At 71.8% G+C, this 20,667-nt stretch carries 21 protein-coding genes; 13 read left to right on the top strand and 8 right to left on the bottom strand.

What is annotated here, in order from left to right; genetic code table 11:
- Positions 1-3 precede the first annotated feature (3 nt).
- The 3 genes from RM788_RS12010 to RM788_RS12000 are packed head-to-tail and all read right to left on the bottom strand — an operon-like array spanning position 4 to position 3,126.
- The gene (locus tag RM788_RS12010; protein ID WP_315931700.1) at positions 4-831 is read right to left on the bottom strand and encodes a class I SAM-dependent methyltransferase; all 828 of its coding nucleotides are present in this window, start codon (positions 829-831) and stop codon (positions 4-6) included.
- 7 nt (positions 832-838) lie between these two features.
- Positions 839-1,957, bottom strand: a complete 1,119-nt coding sequence (locus RM788_RS12005) for a DegT/DnrJ/EryC1/StrS family aminotransferase (protein ID WP_315931699.1) — start codon at positions 1,955-1,957, stop codon at positions 839-841.
- Entirely contained in the window at positions 1,954-3,126 is a 1,173-nt protein-coding gene (locus RM788_RS12000) for a DegT/DnrJ/EryC1/StrS family aminotransferase (protein WP_315931698.1), read from the bottom strand. The genes RM788_RS12005 and RM788_RS12000 overlap by 4 nt, the downstream gene beginning before the upstream one ends.
- A 375-nt stretch (positions 3,127-3,501) precedes the next feature.
- Here RM788_RS12000 and ispH point away from each other — a divergent pair, with 375 nt between their 5' ends.
- The 11 genes from ispH to RM788_RS11945 are packed head-to-tail and all read left to right on the top strand — an operon-like array spanning position 3,502 to position 15,973.
- Positions 3,502-4,452, top strand: a complete 951-nt coding sequence (gene ispH, locus RM788_RS11995) for a 4-hydroxy-3-methylbut-2-enyl diphosphate reductase (protein WP_315931697.1) — start codon at positions 3,502-3,504, stop codon at positions 4,450-4,452.
- 1 nt (position 4,453) lies between these two features.
- Complete coding sequence (locus tag RM788_RS11990) at positions 4,454-5,464, top strand: Gfo/Idh/MocA family oxidoreductase (protein ID WP_315931696.1); 1,011 nt, start codon at positions 4,454-4,456, stop codon at positions 5,462-5,464.
- On the top strand, positions 5,454-6,314 hold the full coding sequence (locus tag RM788_RS11985) for a sugar phosphate isomerase/epimerase family protein (protein WP_315931695.1): 861 nt from the start codon (positions 5,454-5,456) through the stop codon (positions 6,312-6,314). The genes RM788_RS11990 and RM788_RS11985 overlap by 11 nt, the downstream gene beginning before the upstream one ends.
- Positions 6,308-7,603: a M20/M25/M40 family metallo-hydrolase gene (locus tag RM788_RS11980; RefSeq protein ID WP_315931694.1), complete on the top strand. Its 1,296-nt coding sequence runs from the start codon at positions 6,308-6,310 to the stop codon at positions 7,601-7,603. The genes RM788_RS11985 and RM788_RS11980 overlap by 7 nt, the downstream gene beginning before the upstream one ends.
- Positions 7,600-8,739, top strand: coding sequence for an Ldh family oxidoreductase (locus tag RM788_RS11975; RefSeq protein ID WP_315931693.1), 1,140 nt, complete (start codon positions 7,600-7,602; stop codon positions 8,737-8,739). The genes RM788_RS11980 and RM788_RS11975 overlap by 4 nt, the downstream gene beginning before the upstream one ends.
- Positions 8,736-9,653 (top strand): Gfo/Idh/MocA family protein, encoded by a 918-nt coding sequence (locus tag RM788_RS11970; protein WP_315931692.1) that lies wholly within the window; start codon positions 8,736-8,738, stop codon positions 9,651-9,653. Before RM788_RS11975 ends, RM788_RS11970 begins: the two co-directional genes overlap by 4 nt.
- Complete coding sequence (locus RM788_RS11965; RefSeq protein WP_315931691.1) at positions 9,650-10,075, top strand: DUF6917 domain-containing protein; 426 nt, start codon at positions 9,650-9,652, stop codon at positions 10,073-10,075. Before RM788_RS11970 ends, RM788_RS11965 begins: the two co-directional genes overlap by 4 nt.
- Before the next feature lies 1 nt (position 10,076).
- Positions 10,077-11,879: a 1-deoxy-D-xylulose-5-phosphate synthase gene (locus tag RM788_RS11960; protein ID WP_315931690.1), complete on the top strand. Its 1,803-nt coding sequence runs from the start codon at positions 10,077-10,079 to the stop codon at positions 11,877-11,879.
- Entirely contained in the window at positions 11,876-13,024 is a 1,149-nt protein-coding gene (gene ispG / locus RM788_RS11955; RefSeq protein WP_315931689.1) for a flavodoxin-dependent (E)-4-hydroxy-3-methylbut-2-enyl-diphosphate synthase, read from the top strand. Before RM788_RS11960 ends, ispG begins: the two co-directional genes overlap by 4 nt.
- A gap of 16 nt (positions 13,025-13,040) precedes the next feature.
- Positions 13,041-13,928: an alpha/beta hydrolase gene (locus RM788_RS11950; RefSeq protein WP_315931688.1), complete on the top strand. Its 888-nt coding sequence runs from the start codon at positions 13,041-13,043 to the stop codon at positions 13,926-13,928.
- An 11-nt stretch (positions 13,929-13,939) separates the two neighbouring features.
- Positions 13,940-15,973, top strand: a complete 2,034-nt coding sequence (locus tag RM788_RS11945) for a methyltransferase domain-containing protein (RefSeq protein WP_315931687.1) — start codon at positions 13,940-13,942, stop codon at positions 15,971-15,973.
- A 66-nt stretch (positions 15,974-16,039) separates the two neighbouring features.
- Here the strand turns inward: RM788_RS11945 and RM788_RS11940 are convergent, their stop codons facing one another.
- Positions 16,040-16,354 (bottom strand): ArsR/SmtB family transcription factor, encoded by a 315-nt coding sequence (locus tag RM788_RS11940; protein ID WP_315931686.1) that lies wholly within the window; start codon positions 16,352-16,354, stop codon positions 16,040-16,042.
- Between the two features lie 242 nt (positions 16,355-16,596).
- Here RM788_RS11940 and RM788_RS11935 point away from each other — a divergent pair, with 242 nt between their 5' ends.
- On the top strand, positions 16,597-16,731 hold the full coding sequence (locus RM788_RS11935) for a DUF5980 family protein (protein ID WP_315931685.1): 135 nt from the start codon (positions 16,597-16,599) through the stop codon (positions 16,729-16,731).
- Between the two features lie 4 nt (positions 16,732-16,735).
- Here the strand turns inward: RM788_RS11935 and RM788_RS11930 are convergent, their stop codons facing one another.
- Together RM788_RS11930 and RM788_RS11925 are read right to left on the bottom strand one after the other, a co-directional pair.
- Positions 16,736-17,197 (bottom strand): TIGR03618 family F420-dependent PPOX class oxidoreductase, encoded by a 462-nt coding sequence (locus RM788_RS11930; RefSeq protein WP_315931684.1) that lies wholly within the window; start codon positions 17,195-17,197, stop codon positions 16,736-16,738.
- A gap of 28 nt (positions 17,198-17,225) precedes the next feature.
- The gene (locus RM788_RS11925; RefSeq protein ID WP_315931683.1) at positions 17,226-18,341 is read right to left on the bottom strand and encodes an FAD-dependent oxidoreductase; all 1,116 of its coding nucleotides are present in this window, start codon (positions 18,339-18,341) and stop codon (positions 17,226-17,228) included.
- An 85-nt stretch (positions 18,342-18,426) separates the two neighbouring features.
- On the opposite strand from RM788_RS11925, the gene RM788_RS11920 reads away from it, so the two are divergent.
- Entirely contained in the window at positions 18,427-19,092 is a 666-nt protein-coding gene (locus RM788_RS11920; protein ID WP_315931682.1) for a TetR/AcrR family transcriptional regulator, read from the top strand.
- A gap of 14 nt (positions 19,093-19,106) precedes the next feature.
- On the opposite strand, the gene RM788_RS11915 is transcribed toward RM788_RS11920, so the two are convergent.
- Positions 19,107-19,688 (bottom strand): hypothetical protein, encoded by a 582-nt coding sequence (locus RM788_RS11915; RefSeq protein ID WP_315931681.1) that lies wholly within the window; start codon positions 19,686-19,688, stop codon positions 19,107-19,109.
- Between the two features lie 89 nt (positions 19,689-19,777).
- Complete coding sequence (locus RM788_RS11910; protein ID WP_315931680.1) at positions 19,778-20,650, bottom strand: TauD/TfdA dioxygenase family protein; 873 nt, start codon at positions 20,648-20,650, stop codon at positions 19,778-19,780.
- Between the last annotated feature and the right edge of the window lie 17 nt (positions 20,651-20,667).

Raw genomic sequence — 20,667 nt, 5'->3', positions numbered from 1 at the left:
ACTTCAGCTCTCCTCGGGTCCGGGTTTGCGGCCTACGGTGCTGATCATCACCTGGCTGAGCCAGTGGTTGGCCGGGTCGGCCATCTCCTCGAGGGCGAGCTCGATGCGCGCGTCGCCGACCAGGCCGGCGGCGGTGATCCGGGCCCGCATGAACTCCAGCCACAGCATGTAGTGCCGGGCCTGGTCGGAGCCTCCCCGCACCATCACGGCGCGGCCCTCCGCGGTCGCGTCCAGCCCGGCGTCCAGCACCAGCCGCAGGTCGACGTGGCCACCGCGCGGGTCGTGCCCGGACTGGCGCATCAGGCCGTAGCCCGCCGCCCGGACGTCCTGGAGGAAGTCCTCGGAGCGGGCACTGCGGAACAGGGTGGAGGAGTCGGTGTCCTCCAGGAACAGCAGGCCTCCCGGCCGCAGCGCGCGGACCATCCTGGCGACCACGTCCGCGCGATCGGGCAGGTGCTGCACGAGCATCCTGGCGTGCACCAGGTCGAACGCGCCCGCCGGGAAGTCCTCGCTCCGCACGTCCTGCCTGCGGACCTCGACCTGCGGCAGTTCGGCCAGCGCCGAGCCCGCCTCCCGGCGCTCCACCAGCCGCCGGGTCTCCAGGTCGGTGACCAGCACGTGGCCGGTCGGGCCGACGCGGTCGGCCAGCCAGTGGGCGACCGACCCCGACCCGGCGCCGATCTCCAGGCAGCGCCACCCCGCGGCGACGCCGAGCCGGTCCAGCCGCTCGATCGTGCCGGGGTCCCAGATGGCCTCGTTGGTGCGCAGCCGTTCGGTCTCCTTGACCCACGTCGGGTCGAAGACGTAGTCCTTCTCGGAAGTGGTGGTCATAGCCCGCTCACTCGAAGAATTCGCATACGGAGTCCGCGATGAACTCGACGTCCCCGTCGGTCAGGTGCGGCCAGATCGGGATGCCGAGGTTGCGCGCACTCACCTGTTCGGCGTTCGGCCAGCTCCGGCCCTCCGCCGCCCAAGGGGAGAACGCGGGTTGCAGCGGCAGCGGAACCGGGTAGTACACGTGCGTGCCGATCTGCCGCTCGCTGAGGTACGCGCGCAGGTCCTCGCGCCGCTTCACCAGCAGCGAGTAGACGTAGTAGCAGCGGCCGTCGCGGCCGGCCGGCGGCGCCAGCACGCCCCGGTCGGCCAGCGGGGCGAACCGCTCGGTGTAGTAGTCGGCGATCCGCGCGCGCCGTTCCAGCCGGTCGGGGAACGAGGGCAGCCGGTGCAGCTGGAACGACGCGAGGATCTCGTCGAAGCGGCTGTTCTGGCCGATCCGGTGGTGGGTGAACCGGGTCCTGCCGTCCTGGCCGTGGTTGCGCAGCATCCGGACGACCTCGGCCAGTTCGTCGTCGTCGGTGAGGACCATCCCGCCCTCGCCCGCCGTGCCGAAAGCCTTGACCTGGAAGAAGGAGAACACGCCGAGGTCGCCCCACCGGCCCGCCGGCACACCGTCGAGCACCGCGCCCTCGGCCACCGCGGAGTCCTCGATCACCGGTATCCCGTACCGCTTGCCGAGTTCCACGAACCCCGGCATGTCGGCCATGATCGAGAAGATGTGCGCGGGCATCAGCGCCCTGGTCCGCTCGGTGATCAACGACGGCACCTGCTCCGGGTCCATCACCATGGTCCACGGGTCCACGTCGGCGAACACCGGCGTCGCGCCGATGTTGATCACGGCGCTGGCCACCGGCTGGCAGCAGAACGCGGGCACGACCACCTCGTCGCCGGGCCCGATGCCCAACGCCCGCACGCACAGTTCCAGCGCTCCGGTCGCGCTGCCGCACGCGATCATGTGCTTGGCGCCGGTGCTTGCCTTCAGCGCCTCCTCCAGGGCGGCGGTCCGCTCACCGAGGATGAACTTCTGCGACGGCCCGGTGCCGTGCTCGTGGACGATGTCCAGCAGCGCCTGGCGGTCCTGCTCGAACAGGTCGGGTGGGAAGAACGGCAGCGTGGTCATGCCCGGCTCCCGGCGTAGAAGGTGCGGATCGCCTCGCAGACACGGTCGACCGTGTCCTCGTCGAGGTCGTGGTGGAAGGGCAGGGCGAGGGTGCGCTCGCACGCGGCCTCGGCGTTCGGGAAGTCGCCGCGGCGGTGGCCGAGGTGGGCGAAGCAGGGCTGGAGGTGCAGCGGCGTCGGGTAGTACACCTCGGTGCCGATGCCTTGTCGCGTCAGGTGCCCGACGAGTTCTTCGCGGCGTTCCACCTCGATGACGTACACGTAGAACACCGGGTCGGTCCGGACCTCGCGCTTGGCGAGCGACGGCAGCCGCAGCACACCCGGCACCCCGCTGAGCCGCTCGGTGTACGCCTCGGCGAGCTGGGCCCGGCGGGCGATGTCGTCGTCCAGGTGCGGCAGTTTGCCCATCAGGACGCAGGCCTGGACGTCGTCCATCTTGCTGTTGGTGCCGGACGCTCCGGACAGGTTGGAGATGCCCGCGATGTGGTCGGTGGTCCGGCCCATCCGGCCGTGGTGGCGCAGGGTCCCCGCCAGTTCGGCCACGGTCGGGTCGTTGGTCAGGATCGCGCCCGCGTCGCCGAGCGCGCCGAGGGTCTTGGTGGGGAAGAAGGACAGCACGCCGCCCTTGCCCAGCAGTCCCGCGTGCGTGCCGTCCCACCGCATGCCGATCGCCTCGGCGCTGTCCTCCACCAGCGCCAGGTCGTGCCGGGCGGCCACCTCGCCGATCCCGGTCATGTCCGCCATCTGCCAGAACAGGTGAGTCGGCATGATCGCGGCGGTCCGGTCGGTGACCGCGGCCTCGGCGGACTCCGGGTCGAGCGCGTAGCTCTCCGGGTCGATGTCGGCGAACGCGGGTGTGGCCAGCGCGAGCGAGACCGACGACGCCGTCGCGACGAAGCTGAACGCGGGCACCACGACCTCGTCGCCGCGCCGCACACCGGCGGCGCGCAGCAGCAGCGTCAGCGCATCGGTGCCGCTGTTGACCGCCAGCACGTGCGCCGCGCCGGTGTAGTCGGCCAGCACCCCCTCCAGTTCCACCACCTGGCGGCCGTGCGAGTACTTGCCCCGGTCCAACAGGGCGTTGAGATGTCGGCTGATCTCGGGCCAGCACCGTTCGAACGACGAAGCCTGGGTGAAAAAAGGAATGGGTGGCGCGGACGGTGGGTTCACGTAGTCGTCCTCCGAACGTCATTGGTGCGAGTGCTCCGCAGTCCAGTGGAAACGTATGAGTACTTTTTCCGGTCGGGCAATAGCAATAGCCTGGCCGAACCGGGGCCGCGATATGGCTGCCATCAGCCATGCCTGCCGTGCGGTCCGGTGTACGCGCTGGTCAGAGGCTTCAGCGATGGCTGGCTGTCCACTCCGGCCGGTGTCCCAGAACAGTTCGGGGGTTGACGGCTCCTGTTCTGATGCGTGAGCTTGGGGCCAGCCGACGAAGGGGCCTGTCGGCAGGCAGGACGCGAACGGTCCGATAACTCCGGTCCACTTCAGCTGGGAATTGCGATGGACTCTGCAAAAGACCCGAGGACGCCTACCGGGAAAACAGTGGTACTGGCCGAACCGCGCAGCTTCTGCGCCGGTGTCCGGCGGGCGATCGACATCGTCGAGATGGCCCTGGAGCGATTCGGTCCGCCCGTCTACGTCCGGAACCAGATCGTGCACAACCACCACGTGGTCTGGGCGCTGGAGCAGCGCGACGTCCGGTTCGTCAGCTCCACCGACGAGGTCCCGCGCAACGCGGTGTGCGTGCTGTCCGCCCACGGCGTCTCGCCCGCGGTGCGGGAGGCCGCCGCGGCCCGCGACCTCAGGGTGATCGACGCGACCTGCCCGCTGGTGTCGAAGGTGCACCAGCAGGTGGTCAGGGCGGCTCGGGACGAGCGGACCATCCTGCTCGTCGGGCACTCCGACCACGAGGAGGTCGAGGGCACCTACGGGGAGGCTCCCGAGCGGACGATCGTGGTGAGCACCGTGGAGGAGGTCCGTCGACTGGACCTGCCGCGGGACACCCCGGTCACCTACGCGACCCAGACCACCCTGTCGATCGACGACACCCGCGAGGTGGTCGACGCGATCACCGAGCGCTTCACCGACCTGACCGGCCCCGGCACCGACGACATCTGCTTCGCCAGCCAGAACAGGCAGAACGCGGTGAAGGTGCTGGCGGGCAGGACCGACGTCGTGCTCGTCGTCGGTTCCGAGAACTCCAGCAACACCGTGCGCATGGTGGAGGTCGCGCAGCGCGCCGGGGTGCGGTCCTACCTCGTGCCGGACGTCGAGGCGCTGGACGAGAGCTGGGTGCGGGACGCGGCGTCGGTCGGGGTGAGCGCGGGCGCGAGCGCCCCGGAGTTCCTGGTGGACCAGTTGCTGGACCGGTTGGCCGAGTTGGGTTTCGACCGGATCGACGTGGTGGTCACCGGTTCGGAGGCGGACATCAGTTTCGGCCTGCCGTCCGCGGCCGTGGGCGGACCCGAGGCGAAGTCGAAGGAGTCGAGCTGACGTGCTGCGCACCTTGATCATCGGGTTGGGCCGGGCAGGAGCTGGCCTGCACCTGGCCGTGCTGCGCAGGCTGCGGGCGGGGTGGGAGTGGGACGCCGTGTTCGACCCGGCGCCCGTCATCGCGGTCGACCCGAGGGCGCACGGCGCCTCACTGGGGAAGGACGTGCTGGTCACGGCGTCGATCGCCGAGGCGGCCGCGCGGCTGGACCCGGCCAGGACCGTGGTGCACGTGTGCACGCCGCCCGCGGTCCGGCTGGACCTGCTGCGCGAGCTGGCGGGGCTCGGCTTCCGCGAGATCATCGTGGAGAAGCCGATCACCACGGACCGGGCGGCGCTCGCGGAGATCCTGAACTTGGCCGACGCCGAGGAGCTGCGGCTGGCCGTCGTGGCGCCGTGGCTGGCCAGCGCGCTGACCGCCCGGCTCGTCGAGCTGGTGGCGAACGGCGGACTGGGCGCGCTGCGCTCCGTCGAGATCATGCAGAGCAAGCCGCGGATGGGCCGTTCCCTGGCCAACGACGGGCATCCGACAGCGTTCGACGTCGAGCCGCCGCACTCGCTCGGCGTGTGCCTCCGGTTGGCGGGCGCCGCGCGGCTGGTCGACGCGCGGCTGTCGGACATGACGATCGGCTCCACCGTGATCCCCAACATGGGCTCGGCCGAACTGGTGCTCCGGCACGAGGCCGCGACCAGCCGGATCGTGTCCGACCTCGCGTCGCCGGTCCGGGAACGGCGGATCGAGCTCGACTTCGCGGGCGGGCACGTGATCGGCCACTACCCCGGCAGCGCGGACGACCACTACGCCCAGTTGCACGTCGCCGCCGAGGGCGGGCCCGCCAGCCGGGACGTCTTCCCGGACGACGCGCTGACCGCGTACATGCGCGACACGTACCTCGGTTTCCAGCAGGGCAAGGACTTCCGGGACGAGCTCGCGATCGGCTGCCAGGTGGCCGAGCTGATCGCCGAGGCCAAGGACCTGTGCCTGACCGGGACGGAGGCGGCCAGTGTCGGCTGACCACGCGACCACCTTCGCCGGCATCGGCGACGAGGCGGGCCGGTCGATCGGCGAGCAGGTCGAGGCTCACCGACGGCTCGGCTGGTCCACCATCGAGCTGCGCAACGTCGACGGCGTCGCGCTGGCCGACCTCGACGACGGCGCGTTCGGCCGCGTCGTCGAGGCGCTCGGCCACGCCGGGCTGGGCGTGGTGTGCGTCGACTCGCGGATCGCCAACTGGGCCCGGCCGATCACCGGCGACTTCGGGCTCGACCTGGACGAGCTCGACCGGCTCGGCAAGCGGTGCGCCGCGCTCGGCACCCGCTACGTGCGGGTGATGTCGTACCCGAACGACGGGCTGGACGACGCCGAGTGGGGTTCGAGGGTCCGGCGGCGGATGGGCGTCCTGGCCGAGCGGGCCGAGGCGCTGGGACTGGTGCTGCTGCACGAGAACTGCGCCGGCTGGGCGGGTGCGGACGCCGGCCGGGCCCTGCGGTTGGTCGAGGAGGTGGACAGCCCGGCCCTGCGGTTGCTGTTCGACATCGGCAACGGCGTCGCCTACGGCTACGAGGCCCACGACATGCTGGTCCCGCTGCTGCCGTGGGTGGAGCACGTGCACGTGAAGGACGCCCGCGGCGAGAACGGCGAGGCGGTCTACACGCTGCCCGGCGACGGGGTCTGCCGGGTCGCGGACTGCGTGCGGCTGCTGCTGGACGCCGGCTACACCGGCGCCTGGACGATGGAGCCGCACCTCCGGGTCCGTCCGCACGAGGGGCGCACGGACGCGGGCGCCGACGGGCTGGCGGAGTTCGTCGAGTACGGCCGGGCGATGGAGCGGCTCGTCGCCGCGGTGCGGGGGACCCCGTGCTGACCGACGCCGACCGGAACCTGCTGCTGGACCTGCTGCGACTGCCGACCGCGGGTCCGCTGGAAGTCGGTCCGGACGGGCCGCGGCCCCGGTTGTGGCAGGCACAGCGCCGCTACGCCGAGGCCGCGGCCGAACTGGGCTTCGTCGTCGCACAGCACGAGTCGCCCGCGCCGGACGTGCTGCACGGCGAGCACGTGCCGCTCCCGGTCCGCCTGGCCGCCGAGGCCGACCCCCGGTTCCTGGCCGACCAGCCCAGCATCGTGCTGCGGCTCGGGCCGGACCTGCCGCAGGCGGACACGGTCATGTTCAACGTCCACCTGGACACCGTGGCCGGGGTGGAACCGGTCGGCTACGACGGCGCGGTCTTCCGCGGCAGGGGCGCGATCGACGCGAAGGGCCCGGCGGTCGCGCTGCTGGCCGGTGTGCGCGCGGCGGTGGCCGCCGACCCGTCGCTGGCGGTGCGCACCCGGATCCTGATCCAGGCGGTGGCGGGCGAGGAGGGCGGCGCCATGGGTGTCTTCGGCACCCGTCCGCTGGTCCGCCAGGGGCACTACGGCAGGCTCAACCTGTTCTGCGAGCCGACCGGGATGCGGCTGCTGCCGAGGTGCACGGCGGCGATGACCGCGTGCGTGCGGGTGCGGGGCGAGGACGCGATCGACGACAACCCCGACGCGGGCCACAACGCGACCGTCCTGTTGGGATTCATCGCCCAGCGGCTCGCGGAAGTGCTGCCCGAGTACGCCGCGGACGGCCGGGTCTGCGTCGCCGGAGTCCACACCGGACACCTGCACAACCGGGTCTACGGCTCGGGGACGCTGATGCTGAACCTGTCCTACGGCCGCGCGGAGACCGGCCACCGGCTGGCCGGGGCGCTGGAGTCGGAGGTGGACGCCGCGCTGCGCGAGTTCGCCCAGCGCTACCGCGGGCACCGGGACCTGGCGCGGACGGCCGCGGACGCCAGGGCGATCACCTCGGTGGAGTGGCACAAGCGCGGCCTGCCCGCGCTGGAGTCCACTCCGGACGAGTGGGAAGCGCGGCTGCTCGACACCGGGCTGACCCGCTGGCCGGACGACGAGCCCGCGTTCACCTGCGACGCGCTGTGGATGGCCGGTCTGCCCGGCGCCTGCACCGCCGTTCTCGGGCCGGGACGGCTCGACCGCAACCACGCGCACGCCGAAGGGGAGTTCGCCGAGGAGGCCGAGCTGGCGGAGTTCGCCGCGGCCGTCTCGACGATCCTGGCGCGCTTCGCACGGCAGCGGGTCACACGACAGCTGGATGGGAGGGCACTGTGACAGGAACTGTGACGGACCTGGTCGGCAGCGGGTCGACGGTGCGGATCGCGTACCGGGATCTGGTCGGGTTCACCGCGGCGGTGTTCGCCGACCGGGGGATGCCCGCCGAGCGGGCGCGCGTCGCGGCGGAGGCGCTGTGCTACGGCGACCTGGCCGGGATGTCCTCGCACGGCACGGCGAACCTCATCCGGCTGTACCTGCCCGCCATCGACGCGGGCCGGATCGACCCGACCGCGACACCGCGGGTCGTGGCGGACAAGGGCGCGGCCATCCTGCTCGACGGCAACCGCGCGCTGGGCCTGTGGTCCGCCACGGACGCGCTCGACCTGGCCGCGAACCGCGCCCAGGACACCGGGATAGCCATGGTGTCGGTCCGCAACGCCACGCACTTCGGTTGCGCCGGCTACCACACGGGACGGTTGGCGCGGCGGCACCTCGTCGCACTGCTCGCCTCGAACTGCGGCAGGCAGCGCATCGCCAGGGCACCGGGTGGGCGGCCCGCCGTGCTCGGCACGAACCCGCTGAGCTTCGCCTCGCCCGCGGGTAGGCACCACCCGTACGTGCTGGACATGAGCACCACAGTCGTGCCCACCGGCCGGATCCGGGCGGCCGAGCGCGCGGGCGAACCCATCCCCGAGGGCTGGCTGGAGGACGTCGACGGCAAACCGGTCACCGACCCCGGCGCGCTCGACCGGCGCGAGGCGTACCTGCGGTGGCTCGGCGGCGATCCGGCGACGGGCGCGTTCAAGGGCTACGGGCTCGGTCTGCTCGTCGAGGTGCTCGCGGCACTGGTGCCGGGCGCGGGACTGGGGCCGGAGGCGGCCGCGCTGTCCGGCGACGGCGGCCCGACGGGCAGCGACGACGACATCGGGTTCGTCGCGCTGGTCGTGGCACCCGGCGCGCTGCGGCCGATCGACGAGTTCCTGGACCAGGCCGACGGCATGTTCTCCACCCTGCTCGACAGCCCGCCGCTGGAGCCGGACCGGACTGTCAGCTACCCCGGCTGGCACGAGGCCGAGCAGGCCGCGCGGTCGACGGCTGACGGGGTGGAGCTGCCGGTCGAGCGGTATCGGGAACTGGCGGACCTGGCCGCGCGGCGCGGTCTGGACCTCCCCGGCGCGGAAGGCGTGCGATGACGCGGACCAACATCGGCATCGTCGGCCTCGGGGTGATCTCGCGGTTCTACGTCGAGGCTTTTCGACACCTGCCCTCGCTGAACTTGGCGGCCGTCTGCGACCTTCGCCCGGAAGCACTGGCGCCGTTCGAGGGCAAGGTCGAGTGCTACCGGTCGCACCAGGAGATGTTGCAGCACTCCGTGCTGGACGCGGTCGTGGTGAACGTCCCCAACGACGTGCACGTGACGGTGTGCCGGGACATCATCGAGGCGGGCCTGGCGGTCTGCGTGGAGAAGCCGCTGGCGATCAGCCTGGCCGAGGGCCGTGAGCTGGCGGCGCTCGCCGAACGGCGGGGGGTGCCGCTGTTCACCTCGTTCCACCGCCGGTACAACTCCAACGTCCTGGCGCTGCTCGACTCGCTGCCGTCCGACCAGCCGGTGAAGTCGCTGACCGTGCGGTACCTGGAGCAGATCGAGGAGCACGCCGGAGCCGACCGCTGGTACCTGGACCCGGCGCGCTGCGGCGGCGGGTGCGTGGCCGACAACGGCCCCAACGCCTTCGACCTGGTGCGCCTCTTCCTGGGGGACGTCACGTTGGAGGACGCGCGGGTCGAGCGGGGCCCGGACGGCGTGGACCGCAAGGCGCGGGTGCTCCTGCGGGCCACCGGCGACGCCGCCGTGGAGGTGGAGCTGGACTGGAGCTATCCGGGCGAGGTCAAGGACATCAGCGTGGAGCTGGCGGACGGCACCCGGCTGTGCGCCGACATGCTCACCGGCTACCCGGACTTCAAGCAGTCGCTGGAGCACGAGTACGTCGGCGTGCTCGAGCACTTCAACCGGATCCTGACGACCACGTCCGACTCCTCCGCCGACGGCCTGGTCGCGTTGGAACTCGTGGACGCCGTGTACCGCAGGGAAGTCGGTGGGGCGCGGTGAACCCGAACGAGGACGGCGGCAAGCGCGCGGTGCGCGGCACCCTGGTCAAGGTGCTCACCCACAGCCGGGTGGACCGGGGGATGCGACTGGAGGAGTTCGCCAGCAGGTGCGTGCGCCAGGGCGAGGTGCACGAACTCGTCACCACCGACCAGACCGACCACGCGCCGGGCACCCGGATCGACCGGGTCGGCTTCCTGGGCTTCGTGGAGGTGGACCGGGCGGGCGTGATCGACCGCGGCGACCAGCTGTGGATCGGCGGGCACCTGGTCGGGACCGTGCTCGGGTTCGACGCCTGCCACTTCCCCAACCACTACAACGTGCTGGTCACGGCCGCGGAACCGGTGACAGGGCCGCAGCTCGGGCTCGTCCCGGAGGCGCACGTGGTCTTCCAACAGCGGCTACCGGCCGGGATCGGGGATTAGCATGTCCTTGCTGAACGAGATCGGGTGCCCCGCCGACCTGCGCGGGCTGAGCGCGCCGGACCTGGACGCGCTCGCCGACGAGATCCGCGACCGGCTCGTGGTGGAGGTGTCCCGCTCCGGCGGGCACCTCGGCCCCAACCTCGGCGTGGTCGAGCTGACCATCGCCCTGCACCGGGTGTTCGACTCGCCCCGCGACAGCATCGTGTGGGACACCGGGCACCAGACCTACGTGCACAAGATGCTCACCGGCCGGGCGGGGGACTTCGCGGGCCTGCGCAGGCGGGGTGGGCTCTCGGGCTACCCCAGCAGGCAGGAGTCCGAGCACGACCTGGTGGAGAACTCGCACGCGTCCACCGCACTGTCCTACGCGGACGGACTGGCCCGTGCGAACCGGTTGCGGGCGCGGACCGGCCACGTGGTCGCGGTCACCGGCGACGGCGCGCTGACCGGCGGGATGACGTGGGAGGCCATCAACAACATCGCGGTCGAGCCGGACCGCCCGCTGGTCGTGGTGGTGAACGACAACGGCCGCTCGTACGCGTCCACGGTCGGCGGCCTCGCCGACCACCTGCGCGGCCTGCGCACCCGCGAGGTCACGCAGTCGATCTACGAGAACATGGGGCTGCTCTACATCGGACCGGTCGACGGCCACGACCGCGACGCCGTGGAGTCGGCGTTGCGCCAGGCCCGTGACGTCGGTGGAACCGTTGTCGTGCACTGCGTCACGCAGAAGGGCCGCGGCCACGTGCCCGCGGAGCAGGACGCGCGCGACCACATGCACGCCGTCCGGGCCGCGTCCGCGACGAAGTCCGGGCCGAGCTGGACGAGCGCGTTCGGCGAGGAGTTGCTCGCCGCCGTGGACCGCAGGCCCGACCTGGTCGCGCTGACCGCGGCGATGCTGGAACCCACCGGGCTGCAACCGGTCTCCGACGCGCACCCGGACCGGGTGGTCGACGTCGGCATGGCCGAGCAGCACGCGGTCACGTCGGCGGCGGGCATGGCTATGGGCGGGCTGCACCCGGTCTTCTGCGTGTACGCCACCTTCCTGAACCGGGCGTTCGACCAGGTGCTGATGGACGTGGGGCTGCACGAACTGGCGGTCACGTTCGTGCTGGACCGGGCCGGGATCACCGGGGACGACGGCGCGTCGCACAACGGCGTGTGGGACCTGGCGACCTTCCAGGCGGTGCCGGGGATGCGCATCGCCGCGCCCAGGGACCGCGCGACGCTGCACCGGTTGCTGACCGAGGCGTTGGACGTCGACGACGCGCCGACGATGCTGCGCTTCCCGAAGGGGGCGCTGGGCGCAGACCTGCCCGCGGTCGAGAGGTTCGCGGCCGAGGACCCCGACGACCCGGTCGACGTGCTCGTGGCGGACGGGGAGGACGCGCTGGTGATCGCGGTCGGCTCGATGGCCGGACCGTGCCTCGACGCGGCGATGCAGCTGGAGGCGCGGGGGATCGCGTGCACGGTGGTCGACCCGTGCTGGGTGAAACCGGTCAACCCGGCCCTGGTCGAGCTGGCGAGCCGCTTCGACGTCGTGGTGACCGTGGAGGACGGCATCCGCGCAGGCGGCATCGGCGAGGCCACCGCAGCGAGCCTGCGGGACGCCGGGGTCGTGCCCGCCGAACTGCGCGTGCTCGGCGTGCCCACCCGGTTCCTGGCGCACGCGTCGCGCGCCGAGCTGCTCGACGAATGCGGGCTCACCGCGGGCCGGATCGCCGACCAGGTCGCCGAGGCGGTCACCGCCCGCGCGGTCAAGGGAACCCTGGACTCGATGCTGGAGAAGGAAGTCCTGCGATGACCGCCGTCCACTTGGGAATGCCGACGCCGGGCCTGGCGCGCAGGCGCAAGTCCCGCAAGCTGAAGCTGCGCGACGTGGCCGTCGGCGGCGACGCGCCCGTGTCCGTCCAGTCCATGACCACCACCGTCACCGCGGACATCGACAAGACGTTGCAGCAGATCGCCGAGCTGACCGCGTCCGGCTGCCAGATCGTCCGGGTCGCGGTGCCGTCGCAGGACGACGCCGACGCGTTGCCGATCATCGCGCGCAAGTCGCAGATCCCGGTCATCGCCGACATCCACTTCCAGCCGAAGTACGTGTTCGCCGCGATCGAGGCGGGCTGCGCGGCGGTGCGGGTGAACCCCGGCAACATCAGGAAGTTCGACGACAAGATCAAGGAGATCGCGGCGGCGGCCGCGGCCCACGGCACGCCGATCCGGATCGGCGTCAACGCGGGCTCGCTCGATCCGCGGCTGCTGGCGAAGTACGGCAAGGCGACCGCGGAAGCGCTGGTGGAGTCGGCTTTGTGGGAGTGCTCGCTGTTCGAGGAGCACGGCTTCCGGGACATCAAGATCTCGGTGAAGCACCACGACCCGGTGGTGATGATCAACGCCTACCGGCAGCTGGCCGTGCGGTGCGACTACCCGCTGCACCTCGGTGTGACCGAGGCGGGGCCGACGTTCCAGGGCACGGTGAAGTCGGCGGTCGCGTTCGGCGCGCTGCTGGCGGAGGGGATCGGCGACACGATCCGGGTGTCGCTGTCCGCGCCGCCGGTCGAGGAGGTCAAGGTCGGCGTCCAGATCCTGGAGTCGCTCGGCCTGCGGGAACGACGGCTGGAGATCGTGTCCTGCCCGTCGTGCGGCCGGGCCCAGGTGGACGTCTACCGGCTGGCCGAGGAGGTCATGGCGGGCCTGGAGGGGATGGAGGTCCCGCTGCGGGTGGCCGTGATGGGCTGCGTGGTCAACGGTCCCGGCGAGGCCCGCGAAGCCGACCTGGGGGTGGCCTCGGGCAACGGCAAGGGGCAGATCTTCGTCAAGGGCGCGGTGGTCAAGACCGTGCCGGAGGACCGGATCGTCGAAACCCTGATCGAGGAGGCGATGAAGATCGCCGAGCGGATGCAGGACGAGGGCGTCGCGTCCGGCGAACCCCAAGTCACCGTGACCTGAGAAGAAGGTGCGAACCATGGACAGCGTTCCCATCCGCCTCGACGTGCCCGCTCCCGGCGGGACCTGGCAGCTCGCCGGCGAGCTGCACCTGCCGCAGGGGGAGCAGCCGGACACCGTGCAGGTGCTGCTCTCCGGCCTGACCTACGACCGCCGCTACTGGCTCGTGCCCGGCGGGGGCCACTACGTGCGGCACATGGTCGGCGACGGGCACGCCGTGCTCGCGCTCGACCGGATCGGCACCGGCGGCAGCAGCCACCCGCCCGCCGCCGAGGTCACGGTCCAGGCCAATGTGGACACCCTGCACGAGCTGGTGAAAGCCCTGCGCGCCGGGATCGGCGGGCTCCGGCCGTTCGCCAGGGTGGTCGCGGTCGGGCATTCGCTCGGCACGGGCATCGCCATCATCGGCGCCGCCCGGCACCGGGACTTCGACGCGCTGGTCCTCACCGGCCTGTCCCACACCCTCGGCCCGCTGTACTCGGAGGCGGTGGGGTCGCTGGAGCCCGCGGCGGACCTGCCCGCCGGGTACCTCACCACCGCCGCGGGCAAGCGCGGCCTGATCTACGAGCACGAAGGCGGCGTGTACCCGGTCGCGGCCGACTACCACGAGGCCACCAAGTCGACCGTGACCATCGGCGAGGGCGCGACCGTGGACGAGATCTACCGGCCGGACCACGCGGCCGCCGTGGACGTGCCGGTGCTGCTGGTGATGGGCCGCGAGGACCAGCTCTTCGTCGGCGTCGACAAGGAACGCGATTACTACCCCGGCTCGCCGGACTTCGACCTGTTCGTCGTCCCCGAGGCCGCGCACTCGATCAACGTCCACCGGACCGCCCACCTGTGGTACGCCCAGGCGTCCCGACAGCTCGCCAGGTGGGCCGAGTCCGCCCGCACCACGTCGGCCTGACGGAGGATTCGATGCCGGACATCAACAACCGCCTCCACGCCGTGGTGCTGGGGGGCAGCCTCGCCGGGATGTGCGTCGCGGCCGCGCTCGCGCGGCACGTGGGCCGGGTGACGCTGGTGGAACGGGACCTGTACCCGGACGGCCCGGACTGGCGCCGCGGCGTGCCCCAGGCCCGGCACACGCACAACCTGCTCGGCGCCGGACAGCGGGCGCTGGACCGGTTGTTCCCCGGCGTGCTGGCCGACCTGCGCGAGCACGGCGTCGTCGACGTCCGGATGCCCGCGGACATGCTGGCCATGATCCCCGGCGGCTGGATGGAGCGCTTCACCAGCAGGCACGTGGTGATGTCCGGCACGCGCGACCTGATGGACTCGCGGGTGCGCCACCGGTTGGTGGAGCTGCCGAACGTCGAGATCCGCCAGGAGTGCGAGGCGCTCGGCCTACTGGCGCAGGGCGACGCGATCCGCGGCGTCGTGCTGCGCGACAAGGCGGCCGGGGCCAAGACCGGGTGGGGCGAGTCGTACGAGTTCCCGGCCGACCTCGTCGTGGACAGCACGGGCCGCAACTCCCGGTCGTCGGGCTGGCTGGAGGACCTGGGCTACGGGAAGGTGGAGGAGAGCGTGGTCGACGCCAAGTGCGCTTACGCCACCTGTGTCTTCGCCATCCCGCCCGGCCACGAGGCGGACTGGAAGTGCATCGTCATCCAGTCCACTCCGGACGTTCCCCGGCAGGGCATCCTGAACCCGATCGAGGGCGACCGGTGGATGGTCTCGGTGTCCGGGGTCGGCGGCGAACGGCCGCCGCTGGACCACAAGGGCATGATCGAGTTCGCGAAGACGTTGCGCGGCCCCGAGATCTACGACCAGATCCGCGACGCCGAGCCGCTCACCGAGGTCTACGGCTCCGGCCGGACGGAGAACCGGCGGAGGCACTACGAGAACCTCGACCGGTGGCCCGACCGGTTCGTCGTACTCGGTGACGCGGTCGGCTCGTTCAACCCCGCGTACGGGCAGGGCATCTCGGTCGCGGCGACCGCCGCCGTCGACGTCGACGACGCCTTCGAGGCGGCCGGAACCCGTGACAGCGGAAGGATTCCGGCCGGGCTGACGGCGGACCTGCGCAAGCCGATCGCCAGGCGGGTGGACGGCGCGTGGATGCTCTCGGCCAACTCCGACCTGGTGTACCCCGGCGCGGCGCCCGGACCGCTGCCGCTGCCCGCGCGGCTCGCCCAGCGGTACATGGGCAGGCTCGTCCAGGTCGCCACGTCCAAGGGGCCCGCCGCGACCGCGTTGCTCGACACCTACCACCTGCTGGCCTCACCCGAGGCCGTCTTCCGCCCGCGCGTCGTCGCCGAAGTGCTGCGGGGCCCGAAAAAAGAGGAGAAGTCCTTGACCGGCAACGTGGAGACCACCCGCCTGCTGAACCTCTACCGCAAGCGCGCCAAGAACTACGACATCATGTCCAACCGGCTGTACCTGATCGGCCAGCGGACGATGGCCTACAAGCACCTGGCGCTCGACCAGCTGGCCGTGCGCCCCGGCGACACCGTCATCGACGCCGGCACGGGCACCGGCCACAACCTGCCGTACCTGGCCAGGATGGTGGGCCCCGAGGGCAAGGTCATCGGCATCGACCTGACCGACTCGATGCTGAACCTGGCCGAGGACCGGATCCGCGAGCACGGCCTGACGAACGTCACCCTGCAACAGGCCGACCTGACGACGTACGAGTTCCCGGCGAAGGTCGACGCCATCGTCGCGTGCTTCTCGTTGACCCTGATCGAGGGCTACGAGACGGTCGTGAAGAACGGCTACGACGCGCTCGTCCCCGGTGGCCGCTGGGTGGCGCTGGACTACCGGCTCCCGGACTGGTGGCCGCGCCGCGCGGTCCCCGCCCTCGGCCCGGTCATCGCCCCGTTCGGCGGCACACCCGACATGCTGCTCAACCGGCACCCGTGGAAGGCGATCGAGCAGGGTGCGGCGCGCACCAGCACCACGACCCGGTACGGCGGATGGGTCTACATCACCACCGGCATCGCCCCGTAGCGCCGTGCTGCCGCGTCTGGTCTCCAGGCGCGGCTCACCGCGTGGCGTGGGTTTTGCCGTGCGTGGTCACCGCTTGGCGGCGAGGATTCCGTCGAGCATGCCGGGGTACAGCGCGTCCAGGTCCTCCCGGCGCAGCGTCGTGATGCGCGCGGTGCCGTGGGGCTCGACGCGCGTCACCCCCGCCTCGCGGAGGATCCGCATGTGGTGCGTGCGGGTGGACTTGCCCACGGGCAGCGCGATCGACCCGCACGCGACCCCCACCCCGATCCGATCCAACTCCCGGACCAGCTGCAACCGCACCGGATCGGCCAACGCCTGCAACACCGCCTCGATGCGGATCTCGTCCCGTGCCGGATGCGGGAGCTGCCTGGTCGCGGTCATGCCCCCATGGTAGGAGATCCGCCGCGCGATCGGCCCTTGCTCGGTGCGGAGTCGGTCCACCCGGCCCGTTTGCCGGTGCCTCGGCGGGTCGGTCTGGTCCTGGGTGGGTTGAGGTCGGACATGTCCAGGACGAACCGGTGGCGACGCTGGCGCTGGTGCTGGTCGGCGGCGCACCGGCTTCGGCGACCAGCACCCCCTCCGATGTGACGTGGACGTTGCGAGACACCGGGCAGTGAATCTGCGTGCAGTCGGATTCCGGCCATCTCGGCACGTACCCGCCGGCGCCGGTCGGTGTGCACACGCCGGAGGTGTGGGCTTCCGACGGGACGACCACCCAGGCCGTGCCGGTGACGGTCAAGGTCCAGGAGCGCTGCTGATCGGCTACCGCGCTGTCGGGTTCATGATCTGCGCCAGGAAGGCGTCGTACTCGGCGGTGGCGCCGGGTGGGGGTTGCCACTGGTAGTGGGTGGACTCGACGACCACTCGGAACAGCAGCCTGTCGTGCTCTTGGGGGTCGTCGTCACTCGGGGGCATGGTGCGGTTGCGGTACTTCTCGAAGATCCGGTCGAAATGGGCGTCGGCGTCCTCCGTCGTGGGTGCGAGGGCGTGCCCGCGCAGCGTCGCGCACTCGTAGGGGTTGGCCAGCGCCGAGACCGACACGGTGATCCGCGGGTCGCGGGCCAGGTTGCGGGGCCAGACGCGGCCCGCCATGCCGTTGACGAGCACCAGGTCGTCTTCGAGGTCGACCCAGACGGGGGTCGCGCTCGCGCTGCCGTCGCGGCGCACGGTGGCGATGTGGGCGAAGTTGGGGGCGCGCAGAAGGGTTTCGACCTTCTCGTCCATGGGGTGGTTCCTTTCCGGGGGAGGAGTGCTACCCGCCTGTGAGCAGCCGGAGGAGGCCGGTGGGGGTGTCCTCGCCGAAGAGGAGTCCGTGGTTGTGGTCGGACTCGGCGGCGAAGTGGGCACTTCGGGGGAAGAGCGCCTGTTCGTACTCGGTCAGTGCGGCTTCGACGTCGTCGGGATGGGCGGCGATGGCCCTGCCGAGTTCGGAGCCGTCGAACATGGCGAGGTTGGCGCCCTCCCCGGCGAACGGCGACATCAGGTGGGCGGCGTCGCCGACGAGCGTGACGCCCGCGACCCGGTCCCACCGGTGGCCGACGGGCAGGGCGTTGATGGTGCGGGGGAAGGGAATCGTCTCCGTGTCGGTGATGAGCGCGGTCAGTTCCGGCGCCCAGCCCTCGAACTCCGCGGCGACCACGGCGGTCGTGTCCGCCGGGTCTACGCCGGTGATCCACTCCTGCGGCTTGGAGAGCGCGGTGTACACGTGCAGGACGTCGTGGGGCTCGCGGTGGGCGAGGATCCCCTTGCCCGGCGCGAGGGCGAACAGGGCGCCGGCGCCGACCGCCTTCGCCGCGGCGGCGTGCCTGCGGTCGGCGTCGTGCAGGTAGGTCTCGATGAACGTCGTGCCGACGTACTCGGGCTTCGCGTCGGACAGCAGCGGCCTGATCCTCGACCAGGCGCCGTCGGCGCCGACGAGCAGGTCCGTGGTCTCCGTCGAGCCGTCGGCGAACGTCAGCAGGTGCCGCCCGTCGCCGAGCGGGCGGACCCCGGTGACCTTGGCCCCCCACCGGACCACGCCGTCGGGCAGTGAGTCGAGCAGGATCCGGCGCAGGTCGCCGCGGAGCACCTCGGGCCGTCCGCCGTCGCCGTCGTCGGGCTCGTCGAGCAGCACCGCGCCGTCCGGGGCGAGCACGTGGGTGGCCTCGCCGCCCGGGTGGATGATCGCCCGGAACTCGTCGGTGAGGCCCGCTTCCGCGAGCGCGAGCTGCCCGTTGTACTCGTGCAGGTCGAGCTGCCCGCCCTGCGCGCGGGTGTCCGCCGAGTCCTCGGCCTCGAAGACCGTGGCCCGGATGCCGTGCACGTGGAGCACGCGGGCGAGCGTCAGGCCGCCGAGTCCGGCTCCGATGATCGTCACCGGCGTCGTCATGGTGGTTCCTTTCGAAGTGGGATCGTTGGTACGGCGTACCAAAACGAAGATTGGCACGCCGTACCAGTTGTGTCAAGATGGGGCCATGGCGAGAGCGGAACGGCGGTCGGACGCGCTCACCCGCGAGCGGATCGTGGAGGTGGCGGTCGAGCTGCTGGACTCCGAGGGCGAGAGCGGGCTCACGTTCCGCGCCCTCGCCCTGCGGCTCGAGACCGGGCACGGCGCCATCCAGTGGCACATCGCGAACAAGAGCGAGCTGCTCAGGTCCGCGACCGCCGCCGTCGTCGCCCGCGCACTCGACGACGTCGACCCCGAGGCGTCACCCCGCGAGACGATCCACGCCGTCGCGCTCGGAGTGTTCGGCGCCATCGAGGCGCACCCGTGGGCCGGTGGGCAGCTCGCCCGCCCGCCGTGGCGGTCCACGATGCTGGACATCTTCGAACGCGTCGGACGGCAGGTGCTGGCGCTCGGAGTGCCCGACGCCGCGCGGTTCACCGCGACGTCGGCACTGCTGATCCACATCATCGGCGCGGGCAACCAGGAGGCGACGAACTCCCGGTCGCCGGAGGCGCGCGGCGACCGGCAGGACTTCCTCGACGACCTGTCGGCGCACTGGGCGGGGCTCGACCCCGAGGAGTACGCGTTCACCCGCACCGTGGCGGGGCACCTGCGCACGCACGACGACCGCGCCGAGTTCCTCGCCGGGATCGACCTGATCATCGACGGGATGACGGCGTCAGCCGCACCGTGACGGAGCCGCGCCCCTCACCCGGTGCGCGGCGCGAGCGCGGGAAAGGCCTGCCGCGCGGTCTCGGCCTTCTCCCGCGCCATGGGCGGCGGCGGCAGATCCCTGGCCCAGCGGTGCTTGCGCGCGGCGGTGTCGCTGGTCTGCTTGAGGACGCGGTCCGGTTCCGGTGGTGCGGGCCAGAACTGGAGGAGGTAGCGGTCGATCACCTGGTCGTCGGCGACCATGATGACGCCCTCCTGGGCGTGGTCCATGTTCCGCGCGCAGAAGCGGACCCGGTGGTCGACGGGCTCCAGGTCCAGCGGCCAGGCCCCGTCTCCGCCCCAGCACAGCAGCAGCAGCAGCGTGCCGACCTCGGGGCGGAACGACACCTCGACGACGTCCTCCCAGACCTCGTCCACCGGCGGGGGCCGGTCGTGCAACTGCACCGCGAAGCCGACATCGCCGGTGTGCAGGCCGATCCTCAGGAACAGCGAGCCCGGTTCCACGGCGCCGCAGAGCCCGTTGCGCTGGCCGCCGAAGCACTTCGACATCCCCTCGGAGAAGCCGTCCGCCCCCGCGACGTAGACCTGCCCGTAGGACACCGGTACGTCATCGCTCATCAACGTCCGCACTGCCGCCCCCTTCGTCGGACACCCCTTCCGGGCATCATGGCGCAGGGCACCGACAGAACGGCGTCGCCGCAGGTGGCTCAGCCCTTCAGGGGGCCGCCGTTGATCGCGATGCGGCGGGCGCTGCGGGTGAAGGGGTAGTAGTCGTGCAGCGCGTGGTGCTGCACGGCGCGGTTGTCCCAGAACACCAGCGTCCGCGGCGCCCACCGGACGCGGCAGTGCAGCATCGCCTGGCGCTCCACCGTGCGGAACAGCAACTCCAGCAACGCGTCGCTCTCGTCCTGCGCGAGCTGGGGGATGCGCGTGGTGTAGGCGCGGTTGACGTAGAGGGTCGGGCGGGCGGTCTCGGGGTGGCTGATCACGACGGGGTGTTCGCTGGAGGGGATGACGTGTCCCGGCGGCGGTACGACGCTGCCCCACGCCTTGCGGCCGTCGTGGACGGCGGTCAGGTCGCCGAGCAGGCCGCGCAGGGCGGGGGACAGCAGGGTGTAGGCGAGGTGCATGTTCGCGAACAGGGTGTCGCCGCCGCTGCCGGTCTCCGGGATCTGCTGCATGTGCAGCATCGAGCCCAGCGACGGCTCGTCGTCGGCGGTGCCGTCGGCGTGCCAGCCGTTGCCGTTGATGACCTTCGAGTCGCGTCGGGTCGCCACCTCCAGCACCACCGGGTCGCCGTGCTCGGGCGGCGGCTCGACCAGCCGCAGTTCGCCGAAGTGCGCCGCGGTGCGCTTGTGGTCGGCCACGGTGAGGTCCTGATCGCGGAAGACCAGGACGTGGTGGTCGAGGAACGCGTCGCGGATCTCCGCGACGACCTCCTCCGACAGGTCGGTGGTCAGGTCCACCCCGCTGACCTCGGCGCCGATCACGGGGGTGATCGGCTCGACGCGAATCGTGCCGTACGACCGGCGGGGGCGCGTGGTCACGGCCTCCAGGGCTTCGCGCTGGTACTGCTCCATGGCTGTCCCTCTTCTGG

It is taken from the genome of Umezawaea sp. Da 62-37 (genome assembly GCF_032460545.1).
Classification (GTDB): Bacteria; Actinomycetota; Actinomycetes; order Mycobacteriales; family Pseudonocardiaceae; genus Umezawaea.
Note: the sequence above shows the minus strand (reverse complement) of the source record. Positions and strands in the feature narration are given on the sequence as shown.

What these genes read in the sequence shown, in the direction of transcription:
- RM788_RS12010 (WP_315931700.1), bottom strand. Translation starts at nt 831, where the DNA reads ATGACCACCACTTCCGAGAAGGACTACGTCTTCGACCCGACGTGGGTC.
- RM788_RS12005 (WP_315931699.1), bottom strand. Translation starts at nt 1,957, where the DNA reads ATGACCACGCTGCCGTTCTTCCCACCCGACCTGTTCGAGCAGGACCGC.
- RM788_RS11970 (WP_315931692.1), top strand. Translation starts at nt 8,736, where the DNA reads ATGACGCGGACCAACATCGGCATCGTCGGCCTCGGGGTGATCTCGCGG.
- RM788_RS11960 (WP_315931690.1), top strand. Translation starts at nt 10,077, where the DNA reads ATGTCCTTGCTGAACGAGATCGGGTGCCCCGCCGACCTGCGCGGGCTG.
- ispG (WP_315931689.1), top strand. Translation starts at nt 11,876, where the DNA reads ATGACCGCCGTCCACTTGGGAATGCCGACGCCGGGCCTGGCGCGCAGG.
- RM788_RS11950 (WP_315931688.1), top strand. Translation starts at nt 13,041, where the DNA reads ATGGACAGCGTTCCCATCCGCCTCGACGTGCCCGCTCCCGGCGGGACC.
- RM788_RS11945 (WP_315931687.1), top strand. Translation starts at nt 13,940, where the DNA reads ATGCCGGACATCAACAACCGCCTCCACGCCGTGGTGCTGGGGGGCAGC.
- RM788_RS11940 (WP_315931686.1), bottom strand. Translation starts at nt 16,354, where the DNA reads ATGACCGCGACCAGGCAGCTCCCGCATCCGGCACGGGACGAGATCCGC.
- RM788_RS11930 (WP_315931684.1), bottom strand. Translation starts at nt 17,197, where the DNA reads ATGGACGAGAAGGTCGAAACCCTTCTGCGCGCCCCCAACTTCGCCCAC.
- RM788_RS11925 (WP_315931683.1), bottom strand. Translation starts at nt 18,341, where the DNA reads ATGACGACGCCGGTGACGATCATCGGAGCCGGACTCGGCGGCCTGACG.
- RM788_RS11920 (WP_315931682.1), top strand. Translation starts at nt 18,427, where the DNA reads ATGGCGAGAGCGGAACGGCGGTCGGACGCGCTCACCCGCGAGCGGATC.
- RM788_RS11915 (WP_315931681.1), bottom strand. Translation starts at nt 19,688, where the DNA reads ATGAGCGATGACGTACCGGTGTCCTACGGGCAGGTCTACGTCGCGGGG.
- RM788_RS11910 (WP_315931680.1), bottom strand. Translation starts at nt 20,650, where the DNA reads ATGGAGCAGTACCAGCGCGAAGCCCTGGAGGCCGTGACCACGCGCCCC.